This window comes from Brucella anthropi ATCC 49188, assembly GCF_000017405.1.
GTDB lineage: Bacteria > Pseudomonadota > Alphaproteobacteria > Rhizobiales > Rhizobiaceae > Brucella > Brucella anthropi.
The window spans coordinates 998635-1011457 of record NC_009668.1; the positions used below are offsets into that span (position 1 = coordinate 998635).

Here is a 12823-nt window from a genome sequence, read left to right on the forward strand (position 1 = left end):
CGGCTCGTTCGGAAACGGGTCCGCGTGGTAACCGCACCTGCATGTCGATATGGATTCGCCTGTTCATTTTCTCGCCTCAGCATCGACTTTCCACACGGTGATGACAGCAAATTTGTTTTGTTGACATCAACAGTCATGTTTATTAATCACTGCATTACTGGAATAATCGAGTCAAGTTTAAATCTCGCTTTTTCCGCGCAAGCCCGGAAGAAATCCTCTTCCCAGCCAGCACGCGCCTTCTCCCGAGGGGGAAGTCATAAACAATTGAATTTTTTAATTTCTTCGTCACCCATCGGGTCGGCGAAGCGCGTCTGGGTCATGAAGGAAACATTGGAAATGCGGGCGACTGGTGGGGTTCACAAACGGTCAATTCTGGCGAGCACGGGGCTTGCTGTCATTCTGGTGGCGATGACGTCACAAGCCTTTGCGCAGGAACAGAAAGCTTCTGAAGAAGAAGCTGGCGTCGCGTTGAAGACGATCACCATTCGCAGAGCGAACGACGCTCAGGCGCCGACTTCCGTTGCGGCACCGGTTGGCAGGGTTGACCGCGAAGAGATCAATCGTTTCGGCGGCGCGAAGCTCGACGACGTGTTGCGCGGCACCGCTGGCGTGTTTACCTTGCAGAATGCTTCCAATCCCGGCGTTGCGGTCAATATTCGTGGTTTTGAAGGCTCCGGCCGCGTCAACATGATGATCGACGGCGTACCGCAGAGCTACCGCAACACCGCGCACGATGCGCAGGGCTATGCCTATATCGACCCGAACCTGTTATCTGAAATCGACGTGGCGCGCGGCGCTGTGACGACCGAAGGCGGCACTGGCCTTGCAGGCAGCGTCAATTTCCGCACCCTCGGCGTCGATGATGTCATTCTGGATGGCAAGGACAAGGGCGTCCTCGGCCGCGCTTCCTGGGGTAGCAATGGAACCGGCTTCTCCGAAATGCTGGCCGGTGCCGCCCGCGTCAATTCCATCGGGATTGTTGCGGCCATCAGCCGTCACGACTCCAACGATTACAAGAACGGCGACGGCGTGACCGTCGAGAAAACCGGCGAAGAACTGACTTCCGGCCTGTTCAAAGCTGAGTTCGGCCTTGGCGAAGACCAGAAGCTGACGCTTGGTGGCGTGCTCTACAACAACCACTACGGAACATATGCGAACGGCTACCGTCCGGGAACCTATACGATCTACGATATGTTCCTGCAGAACCGCACGTTCTTCGCACAGTACAACTACAATCCGTCCGACAACGATCTCATCGGCCTCGACGTCAACCTCTACCACAACAGCACATTGCAGAACTGGGAAGACGGCAATGGCAGCTTCGTAGGACGGCAGGTTTCGACCGAAACCACCGGCATGACGGCCTCGAACACGTCGCGCTTCACCTTCGGCGAAGTGGCGGTCGCGTGGAAGAACGGCTTTGAAATCAACCGCGACACCGCTGGCGGCACCCAAACGGGCGTCAATCCGACGGATGCCACATCCAATCGCGGCGCGGTTTTCTCGGAAGCGACCTGGAATTATCAGGCCCTGCAAGTCGTTACCGGCCTTCGTTACGATTATTTCAAGCTCGAAAGCGAAGACAGCTCGATCTCTAACAGCGATGGCGAATTCAGCCCCAAGGTCACCGTTGCCTATAACCTGACCGACTGGTTGCAGCCCTACATCACCTATGCGCATTCCATGCGTTCGCCCAGCCTGCAGGAAACATTCCTCGGTGGCGTGGCGCATACCGGAACCGGCATGATGCACGGCAATCCCAACCTTCGTCCTGAAAAGCAGCGCGGCTGGGAATTCGGCGTCAATATCGCTCGCGATGGCATCCTGACTGCTGAAGACGGACTACGCCTCAAGGCTAATTACTACACGATGCGTGTTGAGGATTACATCACGGCTGCATCCGACTACAGCCAGTTCATCAATGTCGACGGCACTTCGACAGTGAAAGGCTTCGAACTCGACGCGCGTTATGATGCGGGCTTCGCGTTCGGTGGCATTGCTTATACGCATTCCACCTCTGAACTGCCTGAGCAGACAGCTGGCATGGGCGCAAACCAGTATTTGCCGGAAGATGTCGTAACGGTTACCGCCGGTGCGCGTTTCTTCGAGCGCAAGCTCGAAAGCGGTCTGCGCGTTCAGCACGTTTCGAGCGGCAAAAGCATCAGCGGAAACGACACCGATCCCTACACGCTGGTCGACGTCTTCGCGAAATACAAGTTCACCGAAACGGTCGATCTTTCGCTTCAGGTGCTGAACATCGCCGACAAGGAATATACCCCTGCCCTCAGCACTTATGGTTCTGGTCGCGGACGTACATTCCTCGTCTCGACACAGTTCCAGTTCTAAAACTTTGGGAGGCGTTCTCGCCTCCCGTTCATGATCGTCACATCTTCGAAGACCGACCAACCTGACCGCGGCGGCCTTCTGATCCCGAGATGTGACGCGGCGGGTGCGGCCCCTACCGCTGCACTCGCCAAAAGTTATATAAAGTAGCCAATCCCAAACCTGATGGAAAAGGATCAGCAATGTTCATAGCCATGAATCGCTTCAAGGTTCGCGTCGGCAGCGAAGCCGACTTCGAGACCGTATGGAAAAACCGCGACTCGAAACTGTCCGAACTTCCCGGTTTCGAGAGTTTTCACCTTCTCCGCGGTGCGACCAATGAAGAGGAAGGCTACACGCTTTATGCTTCGCACACGGTCTGGCGCAACCGCGATGATTTCGTCGCCTGGACGAAGTCCGAACAGTTTCGCGATGCGCATCGCAATGCCGGAGACAACAAGCCGCTCTATCTGGGACCTCCGCAGTTTGAAGGCTTCAGCGCCGTTCTCGGCTCCTGACGCACGGTAGAAACGCCTATCCACAAGGTGCGGCGAAATAGCGCATAATGTCATAGCGGCGCCATTCGGAGGCCGCTATAACGATAGTAAAGCACCAATTATCTTTTAAAGATGGGTAGTTAACTCATATTTAGAATGATTCTAACTTATTGATTTTTAGAACATTTCAAAAACATAAAAATTGACAGAACGGAGCCCTACCAGCCATAACCTGACTTAATTTGGTGGGTTTTATAAACGCCACTTAAGTAATGCCTTTAATGTTCGGGCCTTTAACCCTTGCAGTTGGAGGAACCATTGACCGGTTCAGTTCGGCCTTGCGCCACGAGTGAAATAAAGCTGCCAGTTTTTCAGGTCAGCAACACAGTTGAAGTAAAGAGTGAGCCGGTAAAGTCTCTCCAGTCGACGCTTTTTGCGTCTGATTTCTGCTTTTCGGGCATGGGAGATACTTCCTCATGCTAGTCTGCAGCTGTAACGTTATTACCGATAAAGACATTGAAGCCGTTGTTATTGAGCTTCTCGATCAGGATTGCTGGCAACTTATCGTTCCTGGCACCGTCTATAATGTCATGTCCAAACGCGGCCGTTGCTGTGGCTGCTTCCCAAACGTCGTGGAAACGATCATAAGGGTGACTGAAGAGTATCATCTTCGTCATAACCAAATGGACGAAAACGTGGTCCAGTTCATGGATCGTGTACGTTCTCTACGCGACAAATTCGGGAGTTCATGGAATGAAAGGCGAACCAAAGGTCATCGAGCGGCTTAACGAGGCATTGTTCCTCGAGCTTGGCGCTGTAAACCAGTACTGGCTTCACTACCGCCTCCTCAACGACTGGGGCTTCACGCGTCTTGCCAAGAAGGAACGTGAAGAATCCATCGAAGAAATGCATCACGCAGACAAGCTGATTGACCGCATTATCTTCCTCGAAGGTCACCCGAACCTGCAGACCGTAGCTCCGCTGCGCATCGGCCAGAACGTCAAGGAAGTTCTGGAAGCCGACCTTGCAGGTGAGTACGACGCACGCGCTTCCTACAAGAAGTCCCGCGAAATCTGCGACGAACTCGGCGACTATGTTTCCAAGCAGCTTTTCGATGAGCTTCTGGCGGACGAGGAAGGTCATATCGACTTCCTCGAAACCCAGCTCGACCTCCTCGCCAAGATCGGCGAAGAGCGTTATGGCCAGCTCAATGCGGCCCCAGCCGATCAGGCTGAGTAAGCCAAATCCGCTTTGCGAATGGAAGCCGGGGCTTTGCGCTCCGGCTTTTTTTATCATCTCAACTTTACCGTTGCCCCTTTATCGTGATATTGCGCGCGCAATTTCCGATATTTTGCAAGGTTCTCCCAATGAGCGCACCGCGCGTCAGTTTCGTTTCTCTTGGCTGCCCGAAGGCGCTTGTCGATTCCGAACGCATCATCACCAGCCTTCGCTCCGAGGGCTATGAAATCTCCCGCAAGCATGACGGTGCCGATCTGGTGATCGTCAATACCTGCGGCTTTCTTGATTCCGCACGCGATGAATCGCTGGATGCCATTGGCCTTGCTCTCAACGAGAACGGCAAGGTCATCGTAACCGGCTGCCTTGGCGCAGAACCCGATGTCATCCGTGAGCGGCATCCGAACGTGCTGGCCATCACCGGTCCGCAGGCTTATGAAAGCGTGATGAGCGCGGTGCATGAAGCCGTCCCTCCCGCGCACGATCCATTTGTGGACCTGGTGCCGCCACAGGGTGTGAAGCTGACCCCGCGCCATTATGCCTACCTCAAAATCTCCGAAGGCTGCTCAAACCGCTGCTCCTTCTGCATCATTCCGGCGCTGCGCGGCGATCTGGTATCACGCCCGATCGATTCTGTGCTGCGTGAAGCGGAGAAGCTGGTCAATGCAGGCGTGAAGGAAATCCTCGTCATCTCGCAGGATACGAGCGCCTATGGCCTCGACATCAAGTATCAGGAAGCCATGTGGCAGGACCGCACGGTTCGCACCAAATTCCTCGACCTCTCACGTGAACTGGGCGATATGGGCGTGTGGGTGCGTATGCACTACGTATACCCTTACCCGCATGTCGATGAAGTCATTCCGCTGATGGCTGAAGGCAAGATTCTGCCTTATCTGGATATTCCTTTCCAGCACGCCTCCCCGGCGGTTCTGAAGAACATGCGCCGTCCGGCACATCAGGAAAAGACCTCGCGCCGCATTCAGGCCTGGCGTGAGACCTGCCCGGATCTGGCCGTGCGTTCCACCTTTATCGTCGGCTATCCCGGCGAAACGGAAGAAGATTTCGAAATACTTCTCGACTGGCTCGATGAAGCCAAGATCGAACGCGCCGGCTGCTTCAAATATGAACCGGTCAAGGGCGCAAAAGCCAATGACCTCGGTCTTGAGCAGGTGCCGGAAGAAATCAAGGAAGCCCGCTGGCATCGTTTCATGGCCAAGCAGCAGCAGATTTCGACCAATCTCCTCAAGAAGAAAGTTGGCAAGCGCCTGCCGGTCATCATTGATGAAGCAAACGGCACAATCGGCAAAGGCCGTACGCGCTACGACGCTCCGGAAATCGACGGCAGCGTTCACATCCAGTCGCGCCGCCCGCTACGCGTCGGCGACATCGTAACGGTGAAGATCGAGGCGAGCGACGCTTACGATCTGCATGGTATCGCGGTCTGATGGCGGCGGAAGCTGCCATAGCGATCAGAAAAGCCGCCGCGGCTGACGTGGCGGCAATTGTCGCCATGCTCGCCGATGACGCGCTCGGCGCACAGCGCGAAGATGCGAGCCTCCCCTTGCGAGATTCCTATCGCAGCGCCTTTGCGGCAATCGATTCCGATCCCAATCAGCTCCTGGCTGTCGTTGAACATGATGGCGAGGTCATTGGTTGCATGCAAATCAGCTTTATACCCGGCCTGTCGCGGATGGGCATGTGGCGCGGACAGATCGAAAGCGTGCGGATTGCGAGCCATATTCGTGGCGGCGGAGTAGGCCGTCAGATGATCGTTTGGGCAATCGAGCAATGCCGTGAACGCGGCTGCGGCCTTGTGCAACTGACAACCGATAAGTCGCGTTCCGACGCGCTGCGTTTTTATCAGTCGCTCGGCTTCACCGATAGTCATGAAGGTCTTAAGCTATCGCTTTAACAAATAGCTTTAATATTTTGTAAGAAAATAAAAAGGGCGCTTTGAGCGCCCTTCTTTGTTTCTGTATGGAACCGCTTACTGCGGCAGCTTGTCGTCCACGCCAGCGACGTAGAAATTGAGGCCAAGCAAGGTCTTGTCGTCAGCCTGCTCGCCTTCTTTCAGCCAGACGGAACCGTCCTGCTTCGTGATCGGACCAGTGAAAGGCTTCAGTTCGCCCGACTTGATCTTGGCTTCGGTTTCTTCGGCCAATTTCTTCACATCGTCCGGCATGTTGGTATAAGGCGCCATCTTCACGAGGCCTTCCTTCATGCCCCACCAGATGTTTTGGCTCTTCCACGAACCGTCGAGAGCAGCCTTGGCGCGGTCGATGTAGTAAGGGCCCCACTCGTCCACGACAGCGGTAAGCTGCGTGTCAGGCGCAAACTTGATCATGTCCGAAGCCTGACCGAAAGCCTTGATGCCGCGATCATGGGCCACCTGAATCGCTGCAGTGGAATCGGTGTGCTGGGTGATGATGTCTACACCCTGGTCGATCAGCGCCTTGGCCGCATCAGCTTCCTTGCCCGGATCGAACCACGAATTGACCCAGATCACCTTGACCTTGAAGTCGGGATTAACCGACTGCGCGCCGAGCATGAACGCATTGATGCCCTGAACGACTTCCGGCACCGGTACGGAGGCGATGTAACCGGCAACACCCTTGGTCGACATCTTGGCGGCGATCACGCCCTGCACATAACGGCCTTCATAGAAGCGCGCATTATAGGCAGACATGTTGTCGGCAGTCTTGTAGCCGGTCGCATGTTCGAACTTCACGTCCGGGAATTTCTTGGCAACCTTGAGGGTCGGGTCCATATAGCCGAACGACGTCGTGAAGATCAGCTTGTTGCCAGCACGCGCCAGACGTTCGATGGAACGTTCAGCATCGGCACCTTCCGGAACGCTTTCCAGAAAGGTGGTTTCGATCTTGTCGCCAAGTGCCTCGACCAGCTCCTTGCGGGCCTGATCGTGCTGATAGGTCCAGCCAAAATCGCCCGGAGGTCCGATATAGATGAAACCGATCTTCAGTTTTTCTTCTGCATGCGCCGCGCCACCGAGCATAAAGCTCGCCGCAGTGGCAATCGCCATAAGCGTCTTTTTCATGTTCCCTGCACTCCTTGTTTTTTACCCACTAACCACAACGAAAACCCTTGGGACGGTTTACGTCTACCCCTCAGCCGTTCGTTCTACCGGTCTGGCACGAACGGCTTGCCGAGCGAAGCCGGCGTATTCATCATCGTCAGGCGCTTGTTGCGCGATATGATGACCAGCACCACAATCGTCGCGAGATAAGGCAGCGCAGACAGAAACTGCGATGGCAGGCCAAAGCCCAGCGCCTGCGCGTGAAGCTGACCGATGGTCACCGCACCGAACAAGTAAGCGCCGATCAATACGCGCCATGGCCGCCACGATGCGAACACGACAAGCGCAAGTGCGATCCAGCCACGACCGGCCGTCATGTTTTCCACCCATTGCGGCACGTAGACGAGTGACAATTGCGCGCCTGCAAGACCGGCACAAGCACCGCCGAACAAAACCGCCAGAAAGCGCGTGCGCACCACATGCACGCCGAGCGCATGGGCCGAGCCATGGCTGTCGCCGATGGCGCGCAATGTAAGCCCTGCACGCGTGCGGAACAGAAACCATGCCACACCGATAACCAGCAGGATCGAAAGATAGAAGATCGGATCCTGACCGAAGAAGAACCGCCCGACAAGCGGCAGATCGGTCAGATAGGGAATATGGATGGCTTCAAGCCGGACACCTGGAAGCCCGACAAAGCTTTCGCCGAGCAAGGCCGATGCTCCAACGCCAAGAATCGTCAGCGCCAGCCCGGTTGCGACCTGATTGGTGACGAGTATGAGCGTCAGAAAGCCAAAAATAGCGGAGAAAAGCGCACCGACCAGAACGGCGGCAAACAAGCCTAACCAGGCCGAGCCGGTCATTTGTGCAATGGCGAAGCCGGACACGGCCCCCATCAGCATCATGCCCTCGACACCAAGATTGAGCACGCCGGAACGTTCAACAACCAGTTCGCCGATGGCAGCGATCAGGAGCGGTGTCGCTGCCGTTGCAATTGTGAGAAGAATAGCCTGCGTCAAATCCATGGGATCAGGCCTTTCCCGCGTGGCGACCGGATATGAAGCGAATGCGATAAAGGATGAGTGTATCGCAAGCGAGAACGAAGAATAGGATCATGCCCTGAAACACGCGCGCAGATTTTTCGGAGATGCCGATAGCCACCTGTGCAGCTTCGCCTCCAAGATAGGAAAGCGCCAACACCAGACCGGCTGCTATTGCTCCCAGCGGATTGAGGCGTCCCAGAAACGCGACGATGATCGCCGTAAAACCGTAGCCCGGAGATATGACCGGACGAAGCTGGCCGATGGCACCGGAGGTTTCCGCGATGCCTGCGAGACCGGCAAGGGCACCGGAAATCGCAAAGACGAAGAACACCATCTTGCCCGCGCTGAAACCCGCGAAACGCCCGGCTCTCGGACTTTGGCCGATCACCTTGACCTCGAAACCCTTCAGCGTGTGCTTGAGCAGGAGCCAGACGACAACCGCTGCAACGAGCGCAAAGATGAAGCCCCAATGCGCGCGGCCCGATGCGCTCCAGATTTCCGGCAGAATGGCGCTATCGTTGAACTGACGGGTTTCCGGGAAATTATATCCTTCCGGGTTGCGCCATGGCCCGCGCACGAGCCAGTCGAGGAACAGCTGCGCGACATAGACAAGCATAAGGCTGGTCAGGATTTCATTGGTATTGAAGCGCACTTTCAGCAAAGCGGGAATGGATGCATAGGCCGCGCCGCCTGCCATCCCCATCAGCATCATCAGGGGCAAAACCACCCAAGACTGCAGTTCAGGGAACATAACGGGCAAGATCGATCCCGCTATGGCACCGGCGATGAACTGCCCCTCGGCACCGATATTCCAGTTGTTGGACAGAAAGCAGACGCAGAGGCCGACCGCGATCAGGATCAGCGGCGCAGCCTTCACGAGCAATTCATGCCAAGACCAGATGTCGAACAAAGGCTCGACAAAGAAGACATAAAGCGCATGTAACGGATCCTTGCCCATCAGCGCAAAAGCAAGTCCGCCGAAAATCAGTGTCAACGACAGTGCCAGCAAGGGTGACAAAGCACTGAAAAGTCTCGACGGCTGCGGGCGTTTGACGAGTTCAATCCGCATCATGCAGCTCCCGCCTCTCCTGAGATACCGCCCATCAAAAGACCGATCTTTTCCAGCGTTACATCGGCAATCGGCAGAGGATCGGAGAGCTGGCCATGATTCATCACGGCAATGCGGTCACTGATTTCAAGAAGCTCATCAAGGTCCTGACTGATGACGAGAACTGCGGAACCGGAGCGCGCAAGATCGACAAGTGCCTGCCGGATATGTGCTGCGGCACCGGCATCCACGCCCCATGTCGGCTGGTTCACAATCATGACCGATGGTGAGCGATCAAGCTCGCGCCCGATGATGAATTTCTGCAGGTTTCCGCCAGAAAGTGCAGATGCGGGCGGATTTTCAGCACTCTTGCGCACATCCATCCGTTCAATGATGCGTTTTGCAGCCGATCGAAGTGCGCTCTCTGCGATCAGCTTCATCTTGCCGCCACGCAGGAACATCTTTGCGTCGGTCTTGTATCGCGACAAGAACAGATTGTCGGTCAGCGTCATGGTCGGAACAGCACCGTGACCAAGCCGCTCCTCCGGCACGAAAGCTGCCCCCATCATGCGGCGGTCGCTGATGCCGACCTTGCCTGCATCCTTCCCGCGAATGCGCACATTCGATGGATTTGACTGCAGCACTTCACCCGAAACAGCTTCGAAGAATTCACCTTGCCCGTTGCCTGCAACACCGGCAATGCCAACGACTTCGCCTGCGGCGACCGAGAGAGAAATATCTTTCAATGCCGTCGAAAATGGCCCACGCGGCGGTTGCGACAGTGACTTGATTTCAAAAAGCGCTTCATTACCGACATCTACCGCCGCCGCGATGGGACTGCGTGCTACAACATTGATATCATTACCGACCATCATACGGGCGAGCGACGCGGCGGTTTCCTTGCGCGGATCGCAATGCGCAACGACCTTGCCATGCCGCAACACGGTTGCGCGGTCACAGAGGCGTTTCACTTCCTCCAGACGATGGCTGATATAGAGGATCGACTTGCCTTCGGCTTTCAGGCGCTCCAGCGTTTCAAACAACTTGTCGGCTTCTTGCGGCGTCAGCACCGAAGTCGGCTCATCAAGGATGATGAGATCCGGCTCCTGAAGAAGACAGCGCACGATTTCGATACGCTGACGTTCGCCGACGGACAGATCACCAACATGGGCCTGCGGGTCGACCGGAAGACCGTAAGTCCTGCCAACCTCACGCGCACGCTTCGCAACGTCTGAAAGCGGTAGCGAACGGTCGAGCGACAAGGCAATGTTCTCAGCGGCAGTTAGTGAGTCGAACAGCGAAAAATGCTGAAAAACCATGCCTATGCCAAGTTTTCTTGCGGCGGCAGGTTCATCTATCGTGACAGGTTGCCCCTTCCAGACGATTTCGCCTTCAAGTGGCTGCAACGCGCCGAACAACATTTTCACAAAGGTTGATTTTCCGGCGCCGTTTTCACCCAGAAGCGCGTGAATTTCGCCTTCCCCGATGGTGAGATCGACACCATCGCAGGCCCGCAGCTGACCAAATACTTTCGTGAGCCGGCGGACATCCAGAAGAGGCCGGTCGGTTAAAGGCGCTGTCATTGTTCCCCAAAATTATATTTTTGAGCGACCTTATCCAGCAACTCTGCTCTTGAAAAGCCCAAAAGCAAGCAGCGGTGGACATATACACACTGCTGCAATCATCAGCCTGATCATGGAAGCAGAATGGTGGTTCCCGTCGTCTTGCGGGCTTCCAGATCCTCATGCGCCTTGCCCGCATCCTTGAGCGCATAGGTCTGGTTGATCTCGATCTTGACGGCTCCGCTTCCGACCACGTCGAAAAGCTCTGCTGCAGTCTTTTCGAGGTCCGCCCGCTTGGCGATATAATTGAACAGCGTCGGACGCGTGGCAAAGAGCGAACCCTTCTGCGCCAGAATGCCGAGATCAAACGGCGGAATGACACCCGATGACTGGCCAAAGCAGGCAAACATGCCAAGCGGCTTCAACACGTCGAGCGAACCCATATAGGTATCGCGCCCAACAGAATCATAGACAACGTCGACACCCGCTCCGCCCGTCAGTTCCTTCACCTTTTCGGCAAAATTCTCGGTGCGGTAATTGATGACATGGTCGTAGCCATGCTTTCTGGCCAGCGCGATCTTTTCTTCCGATCCCGCCGTGCCGATGACGGTGGCGCCAAGATGCTTCGCCCATTGTCCGGCAATCAAGCCTACACCACCGGCAGCGGCGTGAAACAGGATCGTCTGGCCCGGCTCCACCTTGAATGTACGCCGCAGAAGATATTGCGCCGTCATGCCTTTCAGCATCATGGAGGCGGCGGTTTTCAGATCGACATTATCCGGAACCTTGACCAGCCGGTCCGCTGGCAGAATGCGCTCGTCTGCATAGGAGCCCGGTGTCGCCACATAGGCAACACGGTCACCGACACGAACACCCTCAACGCCCGGACCAACCGCAATGACTGTGCCCGCGCCTTCATTGCCAGGCGTGAAAGGCATCTGGGCTGCCTTGTAAAGCCCGGTGCGGAAATAAACGTCGATGAAGTTCAGACCGACGGCTTCATGGCGCACTTTTGCCTCGCCCGGACCGGGTTCGCCTATCTCGATCTGTTCATACTTCATGACTTCCGGCCCACCGGTCTGATGGACGCGAATGGCATTGATCATCATGCTTCTCCACTCTTCTTTGCGGCAGCGGCTTCTTCAGCCGCGATGACGGTGGCAGTCCGCCCCAGTCCAGGGAAAAACTGCATGACAGCGCCGATGAAGTAGATGTAGAGGCCCGTCACGGATATGCCGACGCGGACCCACAACGGCGCGTCCAGAGTATAATAGAGCGCAGCCGCACCAAAGGCACACCAGAGCAGGAAAACCGTCAGATTAAGCGGCCGCAGGCGCACAACACGTACCGGATGCAGGAAATTGATCGGCAGGAACGACAGGATTGCCGACACGACAACGGTTGCAAAGGCGACCCACTCTCCCGGTTTGACTATGAAGAGTGTAAAGACAACCATGTTCCAGACGACCGGAAACCCCTTGAAGAAGTTCTCCTTGGTCTTCATGCCGGTATCGGCATAGTAGATGGCGCTCGAGACCACGATGATAGCGCCGGAGATGAAGGACAGATAAGTCCCCATAAACCCGCTTTGATAAAGCGCGAAAGCCGGTATCAGAACATAGGTGACATAGTCGATGATGTTGTCGAGAAGCTCGCCAGACCAGTTCGGCAGAACATATTTGACTTCAAGCTTGCGCGCGATGGGGCCATCGATGCCGTCGACGAAAAGCGCCAGCCCCAGCCACCACCACATCGCCGTATAGCGCCCATCACTGGCCGCCACGATGGAAAGGAACGCCAGAAACGAACCCGATGCCGTCAGAAGATGAACCGAAAACGCCTTGGCTTGCGGCGCGGTGACTTTTTTGGCTTTGAGTTTTCCGGTCAGTTTGGTTTTCACGCCGTCCGCCATTTCAGTTTGTCGCCGCGCATATCCCGCCGAAGATAATCCCCAAGGCAGCGAGTACATTTCATCAAACGGGGAACGCGTACACCAAACAAACTGACGTCCCCAACCCTCAAGATCGTTGAATAGCTTCTCCCCCAGGAAAAGCCATGATCCTGCAGCAGCTTTCCCTGAA

12 protein-coding genes are annotated in these 12823 nt (G+C 55.8%); 6 read left to right on the forward strand and 6 right to left on the reverse strand.

Annotated elements, in window-relative coordinates:
• The first annotated feature begins 264 nt into the window (after nucleotides 1-264).
• The 6 genes from OANT_RS18720 to OANT_RS18745 all read left to right on the forward strand — a co-directional run bounded on the left by OANT_RS18720 (nucleotide 265) and on the right by OANT_RS18745 (nucleotide 5967).
• The gene (locus tag OANT_RS18720) at nucleotides 265-2346 is read left to right on the forward strand and encodes a TonB-dependent receptor domain-containing protein (RefSeq protein ID WP_231771557.1); all 2082 of its coding nucleotides are present in this window, start codon (nucleotides 265-267) and stop codon (nucleotides 2344-2346) included.
• A 179-nt stretch (nucleotides 2347-2525) separates the two neighbouring features.
• Entirely contained in the window at nucleotides 2526-2840 is a 315-nt protein-coding gene (gene hmuQ, locus OANT_RS18725) for a heme-degrading protein HmuQ (protein WP_010658822.1), read from the forward strand.
• Nucleotides 2841-3295: 455 nt separating this feature from the next.
• Nucleotides 3296-3607 (forward strand): (2Fe-2S)-binding protein, encoded by a 312-nt coding sequence (locus tag OANT_RS25825; protein ID WP_012093011.1) that lies wholly within the window; start codon nucleotides 3296-3298, stop codon nucleotides 3605-3607.
• Nucleotides 3573-4058 carry a bacterioferritin gene (gene bfr, locus OANT_RS18735; protein ID WP_010658824.1) on the forward strand — a complete coding sequence of 162 codons (486 nt, stop codon included), beginning with the start codon at nucleotides 3573-3575 and terminating at the stop codon, nucleotides 4056-4058. The genes OANT_RS25825 and bfr overlap by 35 nt, the downstream gene beginning before the upstream one ends.
• A gap of 128 nt (nucleotides 4059-4186) precedes the next feature.
• Complete coding sequence (rimO, locus tag OANT_RS18740) at nucleotides 4187-5500, forward strand: 30S ribosomal protein S12 methylthiotransferase RimO (protein ID WP_012093012.1); 1314 nt, start codon at nucleotides 4187-4189, stop codon at nucleotides 5498-5500.
• The gene (locus OANT_RS18745; RefSeq protein ID WP_012093013.1) at nucleotides 5500-5967 is read left to right on the forward strand and encodes a GNAT family N-acetyltransferase; all 468 of its coding nucleotides are present in this window, start codon (nucleotides 5500-5502) and stop codon (nucleotides 5965-5967) included. Before rimO ends, OANT_RS18745 begins: the two co-directional genes overlap by 1 nt.
• A 75-nt stretch (nucleotides 5968-6042) precedes the next feature.
• On the opposite strand, the gene OANT_RS18750 is transcribed toward OANT_RS18745, so the two are convergent.
• The 6 genes from OANT_RS18750 to pcsA all read right to left on the reverse strand — a co-directional run bounded on the left by OANT_RS18750 (nucleotide 6043) and on the right by pcsA (nucleotide 12654).
• Complete coding sequence (locus OANT_RS18750; RefSeq protein ID WP_010658827.1) at nucleotides 6043-7110, reverse strand: BMP family ABC transporter substrate-binding protein; 1068 nt, start codon at nucleotides 7108-7110, stop codon at nucleotides 6043-6045.
• Between the two features lie 83 nt (nucleotides 7111-7193).
• Nucleotides 7194-8114, reverse strand: a complete 921-nt coding sequence (locus OANT_RS18755; RefSeq protein ID WP_012093014.1) for an ABC transporter permease — start codon at nucleotides 8112-8114, stop codon at nucleotides 7194-7196.
• Nucleotides 8115-8118: 4 nt separating this feature from the next.
• Nucleotides 8119-9201, reverse strand: a complete 1083-nt coding sequence (locus OANT_RS18760) for an ABC transporter permease (protein ID WP_040128691.1) — start codon at nucleotides 9199-9201, stop codon at nucleotides 8119-8121.
• Nucleotides 9201-10763 carry an ABC transporter ATP-binding protein gene (locus OANT_RS18765; protein WP_012093016.1) on the reverse strand — a complete coding sequence of 521 codons (1563 nt, stop codon included), beginning with the start codon at nucleotides 10761-10763 and terminating at the stop codon, nucleotides 9201-9203. Before OANT_RS18765 ends, OANT_RS18760 begins: the two co-directional genes overlap by 1 nt.
• A gap of 110 nt (nucleotides 10764-10873) precedes the next feature.
• The gene (locus OANT_RS18770; protein ID WP_029927378.1) at nucleotides 10874-11848 is read right to left on the reverse strand and encodes a quinone oxidoreductase family protein; all 975 of its coding nucleotides are present in this window, start codon (nucleotides 11846-11848) and stop codon (nucleotides 10874-10876) included.
• Nucleotides 11848-12654, reverse strand: coding sequence for a phosphatidylcholine synthase (gene pcsA, locus OANT_RS18775; protein ID WP_049768436.1), 807 nt, complete (start codon nucleotides 12652-12654; stop codon nucleotides 11848-11850). Before pcsA ends, OANT_RS18770 begins: the two co-directional genes overlap by 1 nt.
• Nucleotides 12655-12823: the final 169 nt, after the last annotated feature.

Excerpts from the sequence above, each read along its gene's own strand:
- bfr (WP_010658824.1), top strand. The coding sequence starts at position 3,573 with ATGAAAGGCGAACCAAAGGTCATCGAGCGGCTTAACGAGGCATTGTTC.
- hmuQ (WP_010658822.1), top strand. The coding sequence starts at position 2,526 with ATGTTCATAGCCATGAATCGCTTCAAGGTTCGCGTCGGCAGCGAAGCC.
- OANT_RS18755 (WP_012093014.1), bottom strand. The coding sequence starts at position 8,114 with ATGGATTTGACGCAGGCTATTCTTCTCACAATTGCAACGGCAGCGACA.
- rimO (WP_012093012.1), top strand. The coding sequence starts at position 4,187 with ATGAGCGCACCGCGCGTCAGTTTCGTTTCTCTTGGCTGCCCGAAGGCG.
- OANT_RS18745 (WP_012093013.1), top strand. The coding sequence starts at position 5,500 with ATGGCGGCGGAAGCTGCCATAGCGATCAGAAAAGCCGCCGCGGCTGAC.
- OANT_RS18765 (WP_012093016.1), bottom strand. The coding sequence starts at position 10,763 with ATGACAGCGCCTTTAACCGACCGGCCTCTTCTGGATGTCCGCCGGCTC.
- OANT_RS18750 (WP_010658827.1), bottom strand. The coding sequence starts at position 7,110 with ATGAAAAAGACGCTTATGGCGATTGCCACTGCGGCGAGCTTTATGCTC.
- OANT_RS25825 (WP_012093011.1), top strand. The coding sequence starts at position 3,296 with ATGCTAGTCTGCAGCTGTAACGTTATTACCGATAAAGACATTGAAGCC.
- OANT_RS18760 (WP_040128691.1), bottom strand. The coding sequence starts at position 9,201 with ATGCGGATTGAACTCGTCAAACGCCCGCAGCCGTCGAGACTTTTCAGT.
- OANT_RS18770 (WP_029927378.1), bottom strand. The coding sequence starts at position 11,848 with ATGATCAATGCCATTCGCGTCCATCAGACCGGTGGGCCGGAAGTCATG.
- pcsA (WP_049768436.1), bottom strand. The coding sequence starts at position 12,654 with ATGGCGGACGGCGTGAAAACCAAACTGACCGGAAAACTCAAAGCCAAA.